This is a genomic window from Aulosira sp. FACHB-615, assembly GCF_014698045.1.
Lineage (GTDB): Bacteria > Cyanobacteriota > Cyanobacteriia > Cyanobacteriales > Nostocaceae > Nostoc_B.
In genome coordinates this window covers 39,919-60,629 of record NZ_JACJSE010000019.1, presented here as the reverse complement: position 1 = coordinate 60,629, position 20,711 = coordinate 39,919, and the positions used below count along the sequence as shown (strand labels likewise).

The window sequence follows — 20,711 nt, the reverse complement described above, 5'->3', positions numbered from 1 at the left end:
TAAGTTGCTAACGCCATACTACAAAGGCAACGGGAAACTTCGTTTGTCGTAGAAAAGACATATTTGGAAATCTTTATAATTTTGTGTAAGCCTTAAGTCTGTAGCAGTTTACAAGTCTGGACGCGAGACAAGAGAACTGAGTACCAACGAACCGAACTAATCTGTATAACGAGAATCCAAGAATCGCTGGAGTCGCAGGGAGATGCCCTTGGGGGGCATTGATGGAGAAAGTTAGCTCATTGTAGGTGAGCAATGCTTTGTTAAAGAACATTCCTTTTCGCCAACCGACGCGATCGCCAAACTGTTCGTAGTCTTCTCCCACACTTTCCCAAATGCGTTTCTGCACACTAAATCCAAAACGTCCATTGCTGTATTTTACCCACAGTTGGTCAATGGTGCGTAAGTCAGTGCAGGGAAATTTTTCAATTGAAATGCTATTAAGCCAGCCATCTTCTTCTCGACCAGCAACTTTTAGCATTACTCTAAGTGTTTCTTTATCTGCTTCTTTCCATTCGCCAGCTTTGAGAAAATCGCGTAACAGTGTATAGTCTAGACTTTTATCAGAACTGAGATCATCAGTTTCTTGAGTTAGTTTGGTGCTTGTTTGTGTAACTTGTTGTTCTTGTTGGCGGTTCTCAAGTTCTTCTTGTTCTCGTTGCTTTTGTAACCTTTCTGCTTCCTGCTGTTGTCGTAGTCTCTCGGCTTCTTCTTGTTGACTTTGCAGCCTTTCTGCTTCTTTTTGCTTTGCTTCCTGTTGTTGTCGTAATATTTCGGCTTCTTTTTCTCGTTTTAGTCTCTCAGCTTCTTGTTGCTTTTGTAACCTTTCTGCTTCTTTTAATTTTTGCTCTTCCGTTGCTCTAACAGATGTAATCTCTAACTCAATCGGCACTACATCCTCATCCATTAATCCTAAAATATCCTGCTGGTAATCTTTCAGTATCTTCAGAGTATGATCATCCAGGGGATATTTTTTCTCAACAGCCTTGGCAAAAGCTTGTTTGTAAAGTGCGATATTTGCTAAACGTCTATGAAAAGGTTCTAAAACTTCGGTTTCTATTTGCTCTGCTGTTTCATCTGTAAGTCCAAATGTTGTTCGTTTTGGCTTTAAAATTAAGTAGGCAAATTCACTCAGCACACCATTTTGAGCATATTTTTCAACCTGCTTGCGATACTGTGCCTCTGAACTCTTTAGCGCATTGGCAATGATAATATTAAAGCCTTCCCTATCCAGAATGATGCTTGGTGTCATGTTCGGCTTGGCTGCTTGAACTTTTGCCTTGGCATAATCATGCAGTTCATGGATAAAGATAGAACCACTGTTGTCTTTATCTGCTGCGCCAGTTTCAATTCCCTCTACTAGATATTGCGTGTAAAGCGAAAGTGTTGAGCCTTCCTGCTCAAAAGATTGTTGAGTTGCACTGGAAGATGTCAGAACAACTCGCCCTTCTGCGCCTAGTTGCTGTCTGAGATTCACACCAACACTTTTTGCTCGCCAACCTTGGGCAAAAGCACCACTGTAGCAAGCATCTAAAATTAAAACTTGCCGTTTAGCGCGACAATTTTTTGATTCTTGTTGGATAAAATTTGCGTCTACAGAAGTAGATTTAAAATAATCTTTAACTGTATTTCGAGTTGTTAAATAGAGATGACCTTCATCATTAGTAATACCATGACCAGAAAAGAAGAATAATACTAAGTCATCTCTACTCGCTTCTTTAAACAGCTTTTCAATTGCCGTTCGCATAGCGATCGCATCAGGATTCAGCAGCCGTTCAACTTGCTCAAAACCTCCCAGGTTGGGGTTTTGCAAAACTCGCTCCATAGCTGCTACATCATTGAGTGCTGCTGAGAGAGAAGGGATACCTTCGCCGTACTGACTGACTCCAATTAGTAGTGCTATCTTCTTAGCCATTGCTGCGATCGCCTAAAAAAGTGAATCGTAGGTTCTTCTGTCATCTTCAGATCCAGAGTCGCGTTATACACACCGCAATATGCTACACAGTAAAATTCTACGATTTCGTATAAAAAAAAGATAGTCTACTTAAATTTGTATAAGTCCCTATTTCCGCATCTGGCTGACTAAATGAACGATTTCAGGTAATATCAATTTTTCCATACCTAATCGCACAGCGTTACTAGAACCAGGAAGAGAGAAGATTAATTTATTTTGGTAAACCCCAGCAACGGCGCGAGAAGCGATCGCACGGGAAGCAATTTCTTGATAACTTAAAAATCTAAATACCTCTCCGAATCCCGGTAGAGTTTTTTCTAATAATTTTTCAATAGCATCATAAGTGGTATCTCTGGGTGCAATACCTGTACCACCATTGAAAATTATTGCGTCTAAATTAGCATTTTGACCCAGCGATTCTATCTGTGCTTGAATCTGCGTTGGCTCATCTTTAATGATTGTGTAGGCTGCAATGCTATGATTTGCACCTAACAATAATTGCTTGATTAGTTGTCCACTTTTGTCTGTTTCTGGGGTGCGGGTGTCGCTGACGGTAACTATAGCGCAAGTTACTGTCATTGCTGCTGTATCTGGATGGGGTTTTTGCATCATCCGAGTTGAAATTTTGAATGAGTTTCACTGACAAAAAAGATGAAGAATGAAGGCTAAAGCGTTTATTTCAGACTTCACACTTTACACTTCATACTTCAGTCGGTTGCTTAAGATTTATTCAATCCCAAACCATTTTCTTCAGCATATCGCTCCATAAAGCGCATAAAGCGATCCCACTCGTCAGAAGATTTCATAATGTAAATAGCTTCTAAGGCTTCTGCTCTACCATTGATGAATTTTACCTTAACTTCGCGGGTAACTATTTCGCCTTCTTCGTCCAGCATATACATTCCGGTGACTTCATCTGTATTGCCTTGCTCTAAAATTGTGGGATTTGTAAAAATAAAGGTTGCTGTACCAGTATCACCAGTACGCGATCGCGTTAAACGTACATCTGGTACTACTGCTTCGTTAACACCTCTAGAAAACTGGATTTTTGCCATGATAAAAGAATTTAAAGTTTTGTGATCGTCGATTTAATATTCTCTCATCATTTAGAACTCAGTAGTCTATGAAGTCTGAAGTGTGAAGTCTGAAGTGTGGAGTCTGAAATTTTGTCCTTCTGGCTTCTACCTTTTGACTGTTGACCATTGACCAAGTTACCTTTCTAGTAATAAGGTTACAGGGCCGTCGTTTTCGATGGAAACTTGCATCATTGCGCCAAATTTGCCTGTTTCTACCCTTAAACCACTGGCGCGTAAATTGTTAACAAAGCTGTTGTATAAATCTTCTGCGGTTTGAGGCGGTGCGGAACGGTCAAAAGACGGACGGCGACCTTTGCGACAGTCACCATAAAGGGTAAATTGACTCACTACTAACAATTCACCGTTAATTTCTTGCACAGATTTTTGCCATCTGTCTCCACCTGCGTCATCGGGAAACAGACGCAATTCTAAGCATTTACGCGCCATCCAGTCGAGTTCTGCATCTGTGTCAGTATCAGCAATACCTACGAGTAAATTTAAGCCTCGGCCGATTTTGCCAATGATTTCACCGTTAACAGTGACTTGAGATGATTTCACTCGCTGGATGATAACGCGCATAAGTTAAAGTCAAAAGTTAAAAGTCAAAAGTCAAAAATATTCCTTTTTACTTTTTGAAGCCTTTACCACGACTGACGGAAGGTAGACAAATGCAGTTTTCTATTTGTGCTAGTAAAGTTTCGCGGTCGAGATTTTGACCAATTAGCACAAGCTGGTTTTTGGGTTCACCTTTCCACTCGTCATCATCTAAGGTGAAGCGTTTACCGCAGAGGTGGAAAATGTGGCGTTTGGGACTTTCATCAAACCACATTACACCCTTAGCGCGGAAAATGTTTGTGGGTAGTTGGTTATCGAGGAAATATTGGAATTTTCTGATAGAAAATGGCTTGTCGCTTTGGAAGGATATGGAGGTGAAGCCATCATTTTCTAAGTGGTCGGAATGATGGTGGTGATGATGGTCGTGGTCGTGGTGGTCATGACCGCAGGTTGAATGGTCATGGTCATGGTGGTCATGACCGCAGGTTGAATGGTCATGGTCGTGGTCGTGGTCGTGGTGGTCATGATCATGCTGATCATGCTCATCAACGGTGTCAAAATATTTGTCAGACTCAAATAATCCTACACTGAGAATTAAAGCCAATGGTATTTGCGATCGCTTGGTACGCAAAATTCTCGCACCTTCTTTGACTTCGTTGATTTTTCGCTCTAACTGGGTCAAAGTTGCTTCATCAACCAAATCTGTTTTATTCAACAAAATCACATCACCGTAAGCAATTTGGCTGTAAGCTGCTTGGGAGTTGAATAAATCTAAGCTGTAATTCGCTGCATCTACAACAGTAATAATCGAATCTAGGCGAGTTAAATCTCGCAGTTCTGTGCCTAAAAATGTTAAGGCAACTGGTAGCGGATCTGCTAGTCCGGTGGTTTCTACGACTAGATAATCTAGTTTTTCTTCCCGTTCTAATACTTTATAAACGGCATCAACTAAATCATTATTAATTGTGCAGCAGATACAACCGTTACTTAATTCCACCATATTGTTATTATCATCGGTGGCAATAATTAACTCGTTGTCAATGCCAATTTCACCAAACTCATTCACCAACACGGCAGTTTTTAAACCTTGTTGGTTTGTGAGAATATGATTTAGTAAGGTCGTTTTGCCGCTACCAAGAAATCCAGTAATAATTGTGACTGGTAAACCTTGTTTTGGCGCATCCATTGATTGAGATTCAGAATTCACTGCTGATTGCATAACGCGGTTATCAAACAAATCAAAAAAATAAAAAACTTCTCTAAGTTGCGGCTACCCGTTGGGATCGGGTGTAAGGAAATCAGGGTGTCGGGGTGTAGGTGTTTAAAATCATTACATCCTTATACGCCTTATCCAAATTCTTTTCACTCATATTTCTCTAACATTTACAAAGGGTAGCGCAGATAGTCCAGAAAACACTAGCATAGGGATGCTGGATAAACTTACCAGTTGTTTAACCCTATTATTGCGTATCCCTCTATTGCAGCATTACTCTGTTATGACCCTAACTGTTTACAATACCCTCACCCGTCGTCAAGAACCGTTTAAAACAGTCGAACCAGGCAAGGTTAAGATGTATTACTGCGGCGTGACGGTCTATGACTACTGTCATTTGGGTCATGCTAGAGCTTGCATTGTTTGGGATGTTGTGCGCCGCTATCTCCAGTTTATCGGTTATGAAGTGCGCTATGTGCAGAATTTTACTGATGTTGATGATAAGATTCTCAACCGCGCCCGACAAGAACACTCTTCAATGGAGGCTGTAGCTGAACGTTTCATTCAGGCTTATTTTGAAGATATGGCACGGCTGGGAATTAAAGAAGCTGATGAATATCCCCGCGCCACACATACAATGAATGGGATTCAGCGATTAATTCATGAGTTGGAAAATAAAGGTTTTGCTTACCCTTCTGATGGTGATGTTTACTATGCTGTGCGCCAGTTTGGTGAGTATGGTAAGCTTTCCGGTCGCAAGTTGGAAGATATGCAGGTTGGGGCGAGCGAGCGCGTTAATCTAGAAGACGCAGAATATCAAAAGAAAAAAGACCCCTTTGATTTTGCTTTGTGGAAAGCCGCCAAACCAGGCGAACCTGCTTGGGAATCACCTTGGGGTGCTGGTCGTCCGGGATGGCATATTGAATGCTCGGCGATGGTGCGCGATCGCTTGGGTGAGACAATAGATATTCATGCTGGTGGTGCTGACTTAATTTTCCCCCATCACGAAAACGAAATTGCTCAATCGGAAGCCGTCACAGGTAAGCCTTTAGCAACTTACTGGCTACACAACGGCATGGTCAAGGTGGATGGTGAGAAAATGTCCAAGTCTTTGGGCAACTTTACCACCATCCGCGACTTGCTTGATCGCAATGTAGATCCAATGGCAGTACGCTTGTTTGTCCTAATGGCGCAATATCGTAAGCCTATTGATTTTACCGATGATGCGATCGCTGCCGCTACCAACGGTTGGCACACCATCAAAGAAGGTTTACTGTTTGGTCATCAATACGGTAAACAACTAAATTGGGGAGTGGGGAGTGGGGAGTGGGGAGTGGAAAATCCCTCATTACTCCCTGAATTTGTGGAACGTTTCAAAGAAACTGTCAACGATGACTTTAACTTCCCTGGTGGGGTATCGGTGTTGTTTGAATTAGCCAAAGAACTCCGCCGTGAAGGAAATATCCTGGTTCATGAAGGCAAAACTGACACACCCGCCGATGAACTGCAAAAACAATGGCAAACACTCGTTACTTTAGCAGAGGTTTTAGGTTTAACCGCCCAGCCAGAAGCTGAAACTACTGTAAATGATGGTTTAAGTGATGCGGAAATTGAAGATTTAATTCAACAACGCCAAGCCGCGAGGAAAGCGCGGAATTTTGCCGAAGGCGATCGCATTCGCAATGAATTACAAGCCAAAGGTGTTACCTTAATTGATAGTCCTGAAGGTACGCGCTGGCATAGAAGTTAATTTGAGTGCTGAGTGCTGAGTGCTGAGTGCTGAGTGCTGAGTGCTGCGTAGGAACTAGTGATCATCGATGCTTAGATTGCTATACCAAGCCAAAAAAGTAGAGACGTTGTATACAACGTCTCTAATGACAATAGTTTTCATGATTAAGGTTTTTAATGGGAAAAACCCTTACACCCAGTCTCAACCAACAATTAATCAGCGCAACGAACTAATTAGATAGCAATCTATCTAGTAATTGTCACACATAATTCAATTCTGAATTCTGACTCCTGAATTCTGTTTAATAAATCAAATATTATTACTGTATTTCAGCTTTTGTAAACTTCACATTGCAATTTTTTGAGGAAAAAAACTCAAATACAAAAGCTGTTATTTTGGTAAACTTTCATCACCAAAAACTTAGGTTTCTGTGTAATGTTATGTTTCCATGACATTACTTACCAAGCAATTTTCTCTTGAATTTCCCAATTTCTTAATGAATTGCTGGTTTCTGGATTATTGCACTAAATTTAACTTTGAGACTGTGAGGTCAGAGCAGTCTTGAAAAAGCTGGTCAGGTCTGATAATTTACATCGATTAGGGTAAAAGTTACAGGATATAAATTAGTATCAAATACAACCAATTTTGTTAAAAAACATAAAATTTTTCTGGCTGGCGAGAAAAGCAGAGTATATTACAGACCTTGCCTAATATCTGGTTAGTTGATAGCTAATATAGAATAAAAAAACTCATAAAAAAACGAAATTGTCAATTACAAAATCAGGAAATTTACCTTTCAATTATTATGTGGTCTGAATTAAAAAAAGCGATCGCTAGTTTTCATATTCCGGCTGATTGGATTGGGATCAGAGCCGTCAGAGAAACAGCTGCAAACCGTTATGTCCGGGATGGTATACCCCAAGCTAACGGTAAATCTACCACCGAGGGAGCCATGATCGAAGTTTTGGTGAATGGCTGTCTGGGTTATGCGGCTACCAACTCATTAGAGCTAGAATCTTTAGAATCGGCGGCGCAAATCGCCTATAAACAAGCACTCGCCGCTAGTAAATGGTGGATATATCCGTTTAAAGAAACCGAACGTCCCAAGGTTGTTGGTGAATACAATTCGCCACTGTTGGAACCCTTAGACACGCTGAGTCCCGGAGAAATTAATGATTTATTGGTGCGGATGTGCCGGACGCTAAAAGTACACGACAAAATTGTGCAAACCACAGCCAGCATTAGCACAAGCGAGCGAGAAAGCTGGTTTGTCAGCAGCAATGGTTCAGAAGTATATCAAAAGTTTATCTCCTTGGGAACCCATTATGGTGCGATCGCTCAAGACGGCGCAATTGTCCAACAGCGTACAAACAACGGTTGGCAGGCACACTGTTATCAAGGTGGATGGGAAGTTTTAAGACAGGAACATTTATGGCAACGGGTACAGCAAGTAGGAGAACAAGCCCTAGAACTGTTAACCGCCGAAGAATGCCCTAATACCTGCACCAACTTGGTTTTAGCCCCAGACCAAATGATGCTGCAAATTCATGAAAGTGTCGGACATCCCCTAGAAATCGACCGAATTTTAGGCGATGAGCGCAACTATGCTGGCGGTAGCTTTGTCTCCACCCAAGATTTTGGTCAGCTAGTCTACGGTTCGCCATTAATGAACATTACCTTTGACCCCACAGTGCCGGGTGAGTATGCCAGCTATGGTTTTGATGATACTGGCGCAGTCGCCACAAGGGAATTTTTGATTAAAGAAGGCGTATTACAAAGGGGTTTAGGCAGTTTAGAAAGTCAAGCGAGAGCCGGAGTTCCTGGGGTGGCTTGCGCTCGTGCTTGTTCCTGGAATCGACCAGCAATTGACCGCATGGCAAACTTAAACCTAGAACCAGGAAACGCCACATTTCCAGAAATCATCAGCGACATAGAACATGGCGTTTACATGGAATCAAATCGTTCTTGGTCAATTGACGATCGCCGTTATAAATTCCAATTTGGCTGTGAATATGCCAAATTAATTGAAAATGGCCAACTCACCAAAACCCTCCGCAACCCCAACTATCGCGCCACAACCCCAGAATTTTGGCACAGCTTAATCAAAATCGGCAATCAAGATAGCTGGCAAATGTACGGCACTCCATACTGTGGTAAAGGCGAACCAAATCAAGCAATTTGGGTAGGACATGGTTCACCCGTTTGTGTATTTGCTAATGTTGAAGTCTTTGGGGGAGGGAGTTGAAGAAGTCAAAAGTCAAAAGTCAAAAGTCACAAATGTGGCTTTTGTAGCTTTATTCCGAATTACGAATTAATAATCTACCAATGAAACAAGAATTAACTGCTTTAGAATCTAGCTTTAATCAGTTGTTAGAAACTCTGCTCATCAAAAAATTAGAGCATGAGGAATTTACCCTGAAACTCAGCAGTGAACAAAGTCAATTTACGCGGTTTAATCATGCGAAAGTTAGACAAACTGGCTGTGTAGCTGATGGGTCAATTGAACTAACTTTAATGGCAGAACAACGCAGTAGTTCTAGACAGTTTCCCTTTACCGGAAATTCGGAAAAAGATTGGCAAAAAGCACATCAAGCCTTACAAGAATTACGCGATGAAATAACTATCTTACCAATTGACCCTTATTTAGTTTTGCCTTCAGGCAATAATACAAGTCGGGAAGTTCATCATAGTAATGTATTAGCGCAAGAAGATGTAGTTTCTAGCATCTTAGCAGAAGTCACAGAACTCGATTTTACAGGCATTTATGCGGGTGGAATAGTAATTAAAGCTTATGGTGATTCTAGCGGACAAAAACATTGGTTTGCGACTGATACTTTCACACTAGATTATTCATTGTTTATCAGTTCGGGTAAAGCTGTTAAAGGTACATTTGCTGGTAATAATTGGGATGTAGCAAGTTACGCCGCAAAAATCAACGAAGCCAAAAAACAACTTAATTTGCTGTCGCATCCAGCTAAGGAATTACCTAGAGGTCAGTATAAAACTTATTTTGCACCTGCGGCTGTGGCTGATTTATTACAGATGCTATCTTGGGGTGCTGTCAGTGAAGCAGATATCCAACAAGGGAATAGTGCTTTAGCTGCTTTATCTCGTAAAGAAAAACAGTTATCTGCCAAATTTAGCTTAAAAGAAAACTTTCAATTAGGCTTAGTACCGCGCTTTAATGAACTAGGTGAAATGGCAGCACCAGAGTTAGCGATAATTGAAAATGGCTTATTAGTAAATAGCTTAGTTAACTCGCGGACTGCCAAAGAATATCAGAAAACTGCTAATGGTGCTAACAGTTCCGAAACCTTACGCACGCCAGAAATCAGCCCAGGAAATTTAAGGTTTGAGCAGATTTTATCTAACTTAGATACAGGGTTATATGTCTCGAATTTACATTATTTAAATTGGAGCGATCGCCCCACAGGTAGAATTACAGGTATGACCCGTTACGCTTGTTTTTGGGTGGAAAACGGCGAAATCGTTGCACCTATTGAAAATCTCCGCTTTGACGACAGCCTCTATAGGTTTTGGGGAGAAAATTTGGTTGATTTCACTAATTTTCAAGAATTTATTCCCGAAGTTGACACTTATGAAAACCGTAAATTAGGCGGTAGTTTAGTGCCTGGGATGTTAGTCAATGATTTTACCTACACTTTGTAGATTAATCATTTGTGAATCTCTCAGCGTTTAGGGCTTATCGTCTTTCTTAGTCTGCTGAGGTACAAATTTATCTGCATCTATCTTCGTCCATCTGCGGTTAATTATTCTTGCTTGTACTTCACTAGAATAAGAAACGCTATATGTATCAACTCTCTCAAACTCTTATAAATTCTTGTCTTCACCTTTATTCACATATTAAACATGACTACTATCGTGGACAAAATTTAGCCCAAAAGCTGTTTAACTGATACTTGAATGTCAGGAAATGCTAATGGCGTAATTGTTCCTTCCGCAATAGTTTCTACTGAAGTATACTGACCGTTTTGGGGATAGCGAAAAACAATTATTTCCTTGGTTGACAAGCTTAAAATCCAATATTCTGGAATATTAGCATCTGCATAAAGTGATGTTTTCAGTTCCAAGTCTTTCTTTAAACTAGTATGAGCGACTTCTATAATAAAAAAAATATCATCCGGTGCAGGATGGCGATCGCTATAGTTAGACTCTGGTAATCGCACAATTGCAATATCCGGTTCAGGTTCTGAGTTAGATAAGGTAATTGGGCCGTTGAAACGGATATCAGCTTGACCTGTCAATAAGTTTTCTAAGTATTTCGCCCCTCTTTTGGCAGTACTATAATGAATTGGTGTTTCTGGACTCATTTCAACAATTTCACCCGCCAGTAACTCCACATGGCGATCGCGCAGAATTCCTGCTTGAATCATACAATGGTAATCATCAACAGACCATTTAGCCAGCGTCTTCATTTCAGAATTTTACTCTGTTGTCATACTTGAGTCTATTGTAGATTTTATCAACAAACATATCCCCGACTTCTTCAATAAATCAGGGATATGAGCCTTTTGATAGCTGGAATCATACAACAAAATTAAATTTTTAAAATCAGCGTTAAACTATGAAATTATTCATTGACAAAATAAATTCAGAAATCGGCACAATTTTAATTGTGACTGATGGTGAAAAACTCTGCGCTTTGGACTTTGCAGATTATGAATCAAGAATGCTGAAGTTGCTGCAAAAGCGTTATGGGAACTTTAAGTTTGAATATATCAAAAATCCCCAAGGTATTAGTAATAAAATTCAAGCATATTTTACAGGACAGCGCACCAGTTTAAATAATATTACCCTCAACACTGGTGGGACTGTGTTTCAGCAGCAAGTGTGGCTTGCATTGCTAACGATTCCTTGGGGTACAACTATTGCTTATGCGGAGTTAGCCGCAAGAATTGGTAAGCCGACAGCCTATCGCGCTGTTGGGATGGCGAATTCACTTAATCCCATTGCCATTGTGCTTCCTTGTCATCGAGTTGTGGGGGCGAATGCTGCACTTACTGGTTATGCAGGAGGTTTAGAACGCAAGCGTTGGTTGCTGCATCATGAAGGCGTGAAATTGATTTAGCGTAACCTAAGATAGATGCGGAGAATCTCTAGTTTATGAGAAATATGACAACACATATAAATCTGACAACAAAATAATTAGGTAAGTATTAGTAGTGGGAAAAAAGCAGTATAAAAATGCCTGGAAACGAGAAATAAACGATATTGTCCGTGGTATTTGTGGAGGTTTTTTATTTGGGATTCCACTAATATATACAATGGAAGTATGGTGGATTGGTTCATTAGCAAAACCAAGATTAATTGCAATAGCGATCGCCTTAATGTTTATTGTAGTTTTTTTACTCAACTATACAGAGGGATTTCGGAAACGCCGAAATACTTGGCGACTGGATGAAGCTGCAATAGATACTATAGAAGCAATGGCGATTGGATTTGTGTGTGCGGCATTTATGTTGTGGTTATTGCAAGAAATTACCCCAGCAACATCCTTAAAAGAATCATTGGGAAAAGTGGTCTATGAAGGATTACCATTTACTCTCGGTGTAGCTTTAGCTAACCAATTTCTCCAAGAAGGTAATCAAAATAATTCAACATTAGCCACTCATAAAAATAATTTACACGCCACATTAGCCGACTTAGGTGCAACTGTGATTGGTGCAACTGTGATTGCTTTTAACATTGCACCAACCGACGAAGTTCCTATGTTAGCGGCGGCTATTTCTCCGCCTTGGTTATGGGTGTTAATGGCTGCGTCTTTAGTAATTTCCTACGCTATTGTCTTTCAAGCTGGTTTTTCCGACCAAAAAAAACGTAGACAGCAAAAAGGAATTTTTCAACGCCCATTGAGTGAAACTACCATATCTTATTTAGTATCTTTGCTGGCTAGTGGCGCAATGTTATTTTTCTTTCAAAAGCTCACTTTATCAGACACTTGGATGATGTGGCTAGAACATACTTTAGTTTTGGGATTACCTGCGACTATTGGCGGCGCGGCAGGTAGGTTAGCAATATGATGGAAACAGAATCACAATCAGAACGCTCTTTAGCTGAGTGGATCACATTTGGAATAGCTTTATCTATTCTGGGAGTTGTGATTAGTTTAGTCGGATATATATGGCTGAATGAAAAAAATCAGCCTCCTATTTTGTCAGTCAATCAAAAATCAGCAATTAGAGAAATTGATGGGAAATTTTATGTTCCCTTTGAAATAGTTAATACGGGTGGTGAAACTGCTGAATCAGTGCAGATTATTGCTGAGTTAAAATTTGCTGATCAAGTGGTGGAAAATGGAGAGCAACAAATTGATTTTTTATCTGATGGCGAGAAGGAAGAAGGTGCATTTATTTTTAGCAAAAATCCCAGTCAAGGACAATTAAATGTCCGGGTTGCCAGCTATAAATTACCATAATTTAGGTGTAATACCATTTCACGAAATTACTGATAGAAATCGCTTCCTCTGCAACTCTGCTTCTGGTCGCCGAGCGAAGTCGAGGCGCTACTTGCATATCCGTATCATTTTTAAAGTGAAATGGTATAAGGCTTTAGGAGTCAGAATATTTTAGGAATTACGGATGAAAACAAAAAAGCAACAGTTTAGGAAAGGGTGTAAGGGTATAGGGGTGTATGTATCCAAAACCCTTATATCCCTTCACTCAATTTCTTCATACTAAGTTGCTGTCAGAAATAGTATTTCCTAATCCCCACTGCCTACTCCCTACTCCCACTCAAGATTATTATCTTTGATTTGCAATTTGCGGTGGCGGTAAGATGACTTTTTTCGCTAAACCCAAACTTTTTAAAGCTTTAATACTCCACCAAGTGATGTCAATTTCCCACCACTGAAATCCAGATTTGGCAACATGGGGAAAAGTATGATGGTTGTTGTGCCAGCCTTCGCCATAAGTTAGGATTGATACCCACCACAAGTTACGCGCACCATCATTCGCGTCAAAGGTGCGATAACCCCACAAATGTGATGCAGAATTAACAAACCAAGTGGAGTGCCACAATAATACTGCTCGCACAAACATTCCGTAGATTACGAAAGACCAACCGCCTAGAGCGTATAAGAATAATCCCAAGGGAATTTGCAACAATAAAAAGTAGCGATCTAGCCAACGATAGAAAGGTTGTCTTTCTAAATCTGGGGCATATTTTTTATAAGTTTCATAGTCAAAAAACTCTGGGCGGGGATACATAATCCATAGTATGTGGCTCCACCAAAATCCTCGCTGGGCAGAGTAGGGATCTAAGTTAATATCTTCTGTATGGGCATGGTGCTGGCGATGTCCACCAATCCAAAAAATTGGCCCGCCTTGAAGTGCTAAGGCTCCGATAATGGCGATCGCATATTCTAACCATTTGGGTACTTGGAAACTCCGATGGCTTAATAGTCGATGATATCCTAAACAGATGCCAATACTCCCGAACAGCCAATGGAGAAACACTAGCAATCCTAGCGCCGACCAAGAAAAAAACCAAGGAGCCAACATAGCTAAGGCGTGAATAGTTGCAAAAAAAGCCACATTCACCCATCTGAGGCGAGGTGAATTTCGTGTCTCAGAAGCAACCGCCAGATATTTTGCAGTCATAAACATTTCCGTTGATGGATCATGAAGTGATTTGCTGGAATTTGGGTAAACTTTCCCAAGAAATTTCCCCCTTCTGTAAACTAGTTCGTTACAGTGAACTTAAGCAAGTACCACTTACATTAGGCATCGTAACAACTATTGGTTTTTTATGCAAGTGCCACTTGCATTATTTCTTATGGCATCTCAATCAATCTCAGCCCGTCAACGTTTGATCCAAGCAGCACTAGAATTATTTACTACACAAGGAGTTAGTAGTACTACTACTCGCCAAATTGCCGAAAAAGCTGGAGTCAATGAAGTGACGTTGTTTCGCCATTTTGGTAATAAACACGGGCTGCTTTTAGCAGTATTAGAAGAATCAGCAGCATTTAAGGATTTGGGAGAGTCTTTAGTCAAACGGGCTACTCCTCCGGGTAACGTTTATCAAGCCCTGAAAGATTATGCAAGTGATAGCTTACATACATTAGAAAGAGTCCCAGAGTTTGTGCGGTCAGTGGTGGGTGAAGCCGACCAATTTCCTGCTGAAAATCGCCGTGCTTTGGGGAGAGGATTAACAGAAGCTAACCGCTATGTAGCGCAGTATTTAGCTACTGTCATCCAACAGGGAGACATCAACACCTATCTGCCGGCAGAAAAATTAGCCAGCTTGCTGAATGGCATGATTTTGGGATATGCGGTGATTGAATTCACAAGCGAATTTCATGAATTATGGGAAGATCGAAATGATTTTTTAGAGAATTTAGTGGAGTTGTTTTTACATGGAGCGATGTCTACTGTTCCCCAATTAACAAAAGAAGCGGTAATTATCAAAGAAGTGGCTGATTTGCCTGCGATTTTAGTGCATAAAATTCTGCAAAACTCCAGAAAATCGGGAATACAAGATTATGCTTTAGCATACCTGTTATTTGGTGCTGGTTTATCTGCTGCTGAGATAATTTACTTGCAGCGATCGCACCAAATTTCCGATACTCAAGGACTAATATTGCAAATCACCACCCCAACCTTACCCCGCCAAGTTCCTGTGAACCAGTGGATTTTGGGTAAACACTACGGTTCCTATACCAACAATCCTTTAATTAAATGGCTGAAAAGTCGCAAAGATCATCATCCAGCAATCTTTATTGACAATGTAGGTAATTCTCTTTCTGAGTCAGAATTACTGCAACGTTGGGAGATTTGGACTCAAGGATTGTTAACACCCCAAGGTAAACCACCAGAAATTGCTCAAGCACAACAAACATGGTGTGTAGAAATGTTAATGCGAGGTGTGAGTTTAGATGATTTGACTATTCTAACAGGCTGCGATCGCTCTCAATTACAGCCTTACGCCCGCCGCGCTAAAGAAAAAGCAGCCTTAGAAGCAGCAATTCGTTTAGATCATAAGCCAGCATAATGAAAGTGCTGAGTGCTGAGTGCTGAGTAAAAAGACTAGTACAAATTCATGAATCAGAAAATCAGCAAAATCTTCCAGCAGTCGGGGGTCATTCCTTATAGAGTGCAGAACGGCACCATTGAAATCTTATTAATTACAACCCGCGATCGCAATAACTGGGTAATTCCCAAGGGCGGAATTGCCAAAGGTATGAGTCCGCCTGCTTCCGCCGCCAAAGAAGCTTGGGAAGAAGCCGGGATCATTGGACAAGTAGATGTCAACGCCGTAGGTAGTTACAGATACCGCAAACGCGGCAAAATCTACCGAGTGCAGATGTATTTATTGTTAGTTGAAATGCTGAGTGAAGATTATCCCGAAGCTGGGCAGAGACAGCGAGAATGGTTAGATGTGAACATCGCCATTCAAATGGTGAAACAAAATTCCCTCAAAAAAATTTTGCATCAATTTCTCCAATTTCAATCCAACTCTTGTCTAGCATTTGTCAACACACAAACTTCAGCCTAAAGGCAAGACATAAAGCAATGATTCCATCAAGGTAAAATTCCGAATTTATCTGTGAAATCAATCCAAAATCCAAAATCTAAAATCTAAAATTGTCCGACGCTTTTTTGATACGATAAAAATTCTGACTCGTTATACAACGATTGAAATATGAGCAAAGGCACCCTGTTTGATAAAGTTTGGGACTTACACACCGTTGGTACACTTCCTTCAGGGCTGACACAACTATTTATCGGCCTGCATCTAATTCATGAAGTCACTAGTCCCCAAGCCTTTGCGATGTTGCGCGAACGAGGTCTGGAGGTACTGTTTCCCCAGCGCACAGTAGCGACAGTAGATCACATCGTACCTACGGATAATCAGGCGCGTCCTTTTGCTGACAGTGTAGCAGAAGCAATGATTCAAGCCTTAGAACAGAACTGTCAAGAAAATAATTTAACTTTTTATAATATTGGTTCCGGCAATCAAGGTATAGTCCATGTGATTGCCCCAGAGTTAGGATTAACCCAGCCAGGAATGACGATCGCTTGTGGAGATAGCCACACATCGAGTCATGGTGCTTTCGGTGCGATCGCCTTTGGGATTGGGACAAGTCAAGTCCGCGATGTTCTCGCCTCCCAAACCCTAGCCCTCGCTAAACTCAAAGTCCGCAAAATAGAAGTGAACGGCACTCTCAACCCCGGTGTCTACGCCAAAGATGTAATTTTGCATATTATCCGTACCCTGGGCGTGAAAGGTGGTGTTGGTTACGCTTATGAATTTGCCGGGACTACCTTTGCAGCCATGAACATGGAAGAACGGATGACCGTCTGTAATATGGCTATTGAAGGTGGGGCGAGATGCGGTTACGTCAATCCCGATCAAGTCACCTACGATTATCTCCAAGATAGAGACTTTGCCCCCAAAGGTGCAGACTGGGATCAAGCAGTAACTTGGTGGGAATCCATCAAGAGTGATGCTGATGCCGAATATGATGATGTCGTGGTGTTTGATGCAGCCGAGATTTCACCGACAGTTACTTGGGGAATCACCCCCGGTCAAGGAATCGGCATTAATCAATTCATCCCCAAACCCGAAGAACTGGCGGAAGAAGACCGTTTTATTGCCGAAGAAGCTTATCGCTACATGGATTTATTACCCGGTCAAGCAATCAAAGGCACAAAAATCGATGTCTGCTTTATTGGTAGCTGCACCAACGGTAGACTCAGCGATTTGCGAGAAGCTGCCAAAATTGCCCAAGGTCGTCGCGTGGCTGAAGGAGTCAAAGCCTTTGTTGTCCCCGGTTCCGAACGAGTCAAGCAAGCCGCCGAAGCCGAAGGGTTAGACAAAATCTTTGCCGCCGCAGGTTTTGAATGGCGGGAACCAGGATGTTCGATGTGTCTGGCGATGAACCCCGACAAACTCCAAGGTAGACAAATCAGTGCTTCTTCTTCTAACCGCAACTTTAAAGGTAGGCAAGGTTCTGCTTCTGGGCGCACATTACTGATGAGTCCGGCGATGGTGGCGACTGCGGCTATTAAGGGCGAAGTTGCTGACGTGCGCGACTTGCTGTAGGAGAAGGCAGAAGGCAGGAGGTAAAATGTTCATACTTCGCGTTTACCTCTGCGTTTACAAACCAAATCTTTTTTATCTCGCGCAAAGGCGCAAAGGCGCAAAGAAAATTATGGGAAGTGAAATTAAACAAGTATCTGGGCAGGCTGTACCTTTAGTTGGTAATGACATTGATACAGACCGGATTATTCCTGCTCGTTTTTTAAAGGCGATTACCTTTGATGGTTTGGGTGAAAATGCGTTTATTGATGACCGCACCGCTTTAAAGGGTGAACATCCCTTTGACCAGCCCCAGTATCAAGGCGCAAATGTGTTGATTGTGAATCGTAACTTTGGCTGTGGTTCATCGCGGGAACATGCGCCACAAGCGATCGCTAAATGGGGTATTAAAGTTTTAATTGGTGAAAGTTTTGCCGAAATTTTCTTGGGTAATTGTGTGGCGATTGGTGTACCTTGTGTAACTGCGGATGGGGCAACAGTCAAACAATTACAAGAACTAGTCACAGCAAATCCCCAAGCCACAGTAACAATAAATTTAGAAACCTTACAAGTGCAGATTGGTGACTTTACAGCCCCAGTTTTCATCGGTGAAGGTTCTAGAAATATGTTCGTTTCTGGTAGTTGGGATGCTTGTGGTCAGTTAGTTGCTAACGCTGATAAAATTCGCTCTACGGCTGCGAAATTGCCTTATGTCGGTTGGGGTAAGTTGGCTGTATAACAGAAGAGATAAGGGAGACAAGGAAGAAATAGTATTCCTACTCCCCACCTCACAACCGTCTTGGTTTATGACTTTAGTCACCTTATAATCACGACTTTTTTCACATCCGAATTTCTGCGGAGTTTTCTAAACTGAAGATGAAAGTTCATCAGCAATCTTATTGAGGAGTCAAAAATAATTTATACCTAAGTAGCTGGTATAAATACTTCACTCATGGGTGTAATTTACAAATTCTTCAATCAGGCTGTAGATAACTCAACAAAAAGAAACTTCAGGAGATATCAAGATGATGATGAAACGTATTCTTGCTGGAGCTTTACTAGCTTTACCACTTTCAATATTTGCTGTCGAAAACCAAGCATCAGCAGCACCGGTGATTATCAAACGTGATAACTACCGAACTGTTGTTGTACGTAAACCTGCTGCACGTAAACCTGTTGTTGTCCGCAAAGTTGTTCGCCAGCGATGGGTTCCAGCACACTGGGAAAGAACACCACGCGGTCGGCGTTGGGTGACTGGCCGCTACGAAAGATATTAATTCAGGACTTACGCAAAATCATGAAAAAACGAACCACAAAGGGCGCAAAGGACACGAAGTGAAGAGGATTTAAGAGGGTTCTTGCGTAAGTCCTATAATTAATTGTTTGTGATTACAGCTGTAATAAAGTTGGATAATAGCAAATATAAACTGGGTGCAAATACCATAATTAGATAGAACAATAAGCAATTGCTGAAATAGTTGGTTTTTAAAGATTTAGACTAACAAATCCTGGGGATATGTTGGTCTAATTTCTTGCATATATTAATCCAAAAAATAAATTATCTAATTTGTTTACCTAAGCAGAGTACTATCCCCTTTGTCCCCCTTGTCCCTAAATAATGGAATGTTTTTAATTGAAAATCACTTGCTAGTAGTGGGTAGGATGTGGTAATTAGTCTTGTGGGACTGAAAAAACTCGCTATCTGACAACCAAACACCTGACTCATTTTATGGCTCGATGGATATTACCAGTGTCAGGACTTAAAAATAGATAGAGCGATCGCTTAACTGAGACTTGATACCAAAAATTCACAATCCACTAATGCTATACAGAAGATTTGGACGCACAGAATTACAGATGCCGGTTTTTTCTTGCGGCGGCATGAGATATCAGTTCAAATGGCAAGATGTTTCTTGGTCAGATATTCCTTCAGATAACCAGAAAAATCTTGAAGCCACAATTCATAGAGCCATCGAACTCGGTATTAATCACATTGAAACTGCTCGTGGTTATGGTAGCTCAGAAATGCAATTGGGTAAAATTCTGCCCAAGTTTCCGCGCGAACAATTAATTGTCCAAACCAAAGTTTCACCCGTTGCTGATGCCAAAGAATTCCGCAAAACATTTGAACAATCACTCAAGTATCTTCAGTTAGATTATGTAGACTTATTTAGTTTGCATGGTATTAATGATGCGGAATTACTAGAATATAGCGTCCGTCCTGGCGGTTGTTTGGATGTAGCCAGACAATTACAAGCTGAAGGCAAAGTCAGATTTATTGGCTTTTCTACCCACGGTGCTACAGATTTAATTGTGCAGGCAATTAATACCAATCAATTTGATTATGTAAATCTGCATTGGTACTACATTAATCAATGGAATTGGCCTGCTATTTTAGCTGCTACTCGCCTGGATATGGGTGTGTTTATTATTAGTCCTTCGGATAAAGGAGGGAAGTTATATAACCCACCAAAAAAATTAGTGAATCTTTGTGCGCCGTTGAGTCCGATGGTGTTTAATGATTTATTTTGTTTGAGTCATTCTCAGGTGCATACCTTGAGTATCGGTGCAGCCAAACCCCAAGATTTTGATGAACACCTGAAGACATTAGCGTTATTAGATGAATCTTCCGAAATTTTACCGCCAATTTTAGCGAGACTAGAAGAAGAAGCGATCGCCACTCTCGGCGAAGATTGGGTAAAAAATTGGCATCTTAACTTACCAACCTGGGAACACACTCCCGGCGGTATCAATATCCCAATGATTTTATTGTTATGGAATTTAGCCAATGCCTACGACTTGGTAGACTATGCCAAAACCCGTTACAACCTCATGGGTAATGCTAGTCATTGGTTTCCTGGGAACAAAGCAGATAAACTCAACGAAGTAGATTTACGCCAATGTCTTGTCCTGAGTCCCCAAGCTCAGAAAATTCCCCAAATTTTGGCAAAAGCCCATGAAATGTTGGGTGGAGAAGAAGTGAAGCGATTGTCTCAATCGTAAATACTAGGGAGTAGGGAGTAGGGAGTGGCTGACTGGTGTAGGTTTTTTACGTTATGCCCCAAAAACCTTGATTTAGGGTGTAGGGGTGTAAGGGGGTGGAACTCTGATTAAATCGTGATTTTTAGAGTCGCTACTCATCAC

19 protein-coding genes are annotated in these 20,711 nt (G+C 41.2%); 12 read left to right on the top strand and 7 right to left on the bottom strand.

Annotation, left to right across the window (positions count from 1 at the left end):
* Positions 1-73 precede the first annotated feature (73 nt).
* The 5 genes from H6G77_RS24155 to H6G77_RS24135 all read right to left on the bottom strand — a co-directional run bounded on the left by H6G77_RS24155 (position 74) and on the right by H6G77_RS24135 (position 4,801).
* On the bottom strand, positions 74-1,912 hold the full coding sequence (locus tag H6G77_RS24155) for a caspase, EACC1-associated type (protein WP_190872937.1): 1,839 nt from the start codon (positions 1,910-1,912) through the stop codon (positions 74-76).
* A 147-nt stretch (positions 1,913-2,059) separates the two neighbouring features.
* Entirely contained in the window at positions 2,060-2,563 is a 504-nt protein-coding gene (locus H6G77_RS24150) for a molybdenum cofactor biosynthesis protein B (RefSeq protein WP_190872936.1), read from the bottom strand.
* Positions 2,564-2,670: 107 nt separating this feature from the next.
* Positions 2,671-3,006, bottom strand: coding sequence for a photosystem II reaction center protein Psb28 (psb28, locus tag H6G77_RS24145; RefSeq protein ID WP_190592799.1), 336 nt, complete (start codon positions 3,004-3,006; stop codon positions 2,671-2,673).
* Positions 3,007-3,162: 156 nt separating this feature from the next.
* Positions 3,163-3,606 carry a D-aminoacyl-tRNA deacylase gene (gene dtd, locus H6G77_RS24140; protein ID WP_190592800.1) on the bottom strand — a complete coding sequence of 148 codons (444 nt, stop codon included), beginning with the start codon at positions 3,604-3,606 and terminating at the stop codon, positions 3,163-3,165.
* Between the two features lie 46 nt (positions 3,607-3,652).
* Positions 3,653-4,801: a GTP-binding protein gene (locus tag H6G77_RS24135; RefSeq protein WP_190872935.1), complete on the bottom strand. Its 1,149-nt coding sequence runs from the start codon at positions 4,799-4,801 to the stop codon at positions 3,653-3,655.
* 277 nt (positions 4,802-5,078) lie between these two features.
* On the opposite strand from H6G77_RS24135, the gene cysS reads away from it, so the two are divergent.
* The 3 genes from cysS to H6G77_RS24120 all read left to right on the top strand — a co-directional run bounded on the left by cysS (position 5,079) and on the right by H6G77_RS24120 (position 10,193).
* Positions 5,079-6,545: a cysteine--tRNA ligase gene (gene cysS, locus H6G77_RS24130; protein ID WP_190872934.1), complete on the top strand. Its 1,467-nt coding sequence runs from the start codon at positions 5,079-5,081 to the stop codon at positions 6,543-6,545.
* A gap of 784 nt (positions 6,546-7,329) precedes the next feature.
* A complete protein-coding gene (locus H6G77_RS24125; RefSeq protein WP_190592803.1) occupies positions 7,330-8,769 on the top strand; it encodes a TldD/PmbA family protein in 1,440 nt (479 codons plus the stop codon).
* A gap of 80 nt (positions 8,770-8,849) precedes the next feature.
* A complete protein-coding gene (locus tag H6G77_RS24120; protein WP_190872933.1) occupies positions 8,850-10,193 on the top strand; it encodes a TldD/PmbA family protein in 1,344 nt (447 codons plus the stop codon).
* A gap of 224 nt (positions 10,194-10,417) precedes the next feature.
* Here H6G77_RS24120 and H6G77_RS24115 read toward each other — a convergent pair whose 3' ends face one another.
* Positions 10,418-10,960 (bottom strand): Uma2 family endonuclease, encoded by a 543-nt coding sequence (locus tag H6G77_RS24115; RefSeq protein ID WP_190592805.1) that lies wholly within the window; start codon positions 10,958-10,960, stop codon positions 10,418-10,420.
* Between the two features lie 149 nt (positions 10,961-11,109).
* Here H6G77_RS24115 and H6G77_RS24110 point away from each other — a divergent pair, with 149 nt between their 5' ends.
* The 3 genes from H6G77_RS24110 (at position 11,110) to H6G77_RS24100 (ending at position 12,960) form a co-directional block, all read left to right on the top strand.
* Positions 11,110-11,613 carry a methylated-DNA--[protein]-cysteine S-methyltransferase gene (locus H6G77_RS24110; protein WP_190872932.1) on the top strand — a complete coding sequence of 168 codons (504 nt, stop codon included), beginning with the start codon at positions 11,110-11,112 and terminating at the stop codon, positions 11,611-11,613.
* Between the two features lie 94 nt (positions 11,614-11,707).
* On the top strand, positions 11,708-12,565 hold the full coding sequence (locus H6G77_RS24105) for a TIGR02587 family membrane protein (protein WP_190872931.1): 858 nt from the start codon (positions 11,708-11,710) through the stop codon (positions 12,563-12,565).
* Positions 12,562-12,960: a TIGR02588 family protein gene (locus H6G77_RS24100; protein ID WP_190872930.1), complete on the top strand. Its 399-nt coding sequence runs from the start codon at positions 12,562-12,564 to the stop codon at positions 12,958-12,960. Before H6G77_RS24105 ends, H6G77_RS24100 begins: the two co-directional genes overlap by 4 nt.
* A gap of 325 nt (positions 12,961-13,285) precedes the next feature.
* Here the strand turns inward: H6G77_RS24100 and H6G77_RS24095 are convergent, their stop codons facing one another.
* On the bottom strand, positions 13,286-14,143 hold the full coding sequence (locus H6G77_RS24095) for an acyl-CoA desaturase (RefSeq protein ID WP_190592809.1): 858 nt from the start codon (positions 14,141-14,143) through the stop codon (positions 13,286-13,288).
* A 175-nt stretch (positions 14,144-14,318) separates the two neighbouring features.
* Between H6G77_RS24095 and H6G77_RS24090 the strand changes: the two genes are divergently transcribed.
* From H6G77_RS24090 to H6G77_RS24065, 6 genes are all read left to right on the top strand, one after another.
* Positions 14,319-15,536, top strand: coding sequence for a TetR/AcrR family transcriptional regulator (locus H6G77_RS24090; protein ID WP_190592810.1), 1,218 nt, complete (start codon positions 14,319-14,321; stop codon positions 15,534-15,536).
* Between the two features lie 48 nt (positions 15,537-15,584).
* Positions 15,585-16,040 carry an NUDIX hydrolase gene (locus tag H6G77_RS24085; RefSeq protein WP_190592811.1) on the top strand — a complete coding sequence of 152 codons (456 nt, stop codon included), beginning with the start codon at positions 15,585-15,587 and terminating at the stop codon, positions 16,038-16,040.
* A gap of 147 nt (positions 16,041-16,187) precedes the next feature.
* Entirely contained in the window at positions 16,188-17,591 is a 1,404-nt protein-coding gene (gene leuC / locus H6G77_RS24080) for a 3-isopropylmalate dehydratase large subunit (RefSeq protein WP_190676093.1), read from the top strand.
* A gap of 109 nt (positions 17,592-17,700) precedes the next feature.
* A complete protein-coding gene (leuD, locus tag H6G77_RS24075; protein WP_190872969.1) occupies positions 17,701-18,306 on the top strand; it encodes a 3-isopropylmalate dehydratase small subunit in 606 nt (201 codons plus the stop codon).
* Positions 18,307-18,592: 286 nt separating this feature from the next.
* Positions 18,593-18,844: a hypothetical protein gene (locus tag H6G77_RS24070; protein WP_242048449.1), complete on the top strand. Its 252-nt coding sequence runs from the start codon at positions 18,593-18,595 to the stop codon at positions 18,842-18,844.
* A 544-nt stretch (positions 18,845-19,388) separates the two neighbouring features.
* Entirely contained in the window at positions 19,389-20,570 is a 1,182-nt protein-coding gene (locus H6G77_RS24065) for an aldo/keto reductase (protein ID WP_190872929.1), read from the top strand.
* The last annotated feature ends 141 nt before the right edge of the window (positions 20,571-20,711 follow it).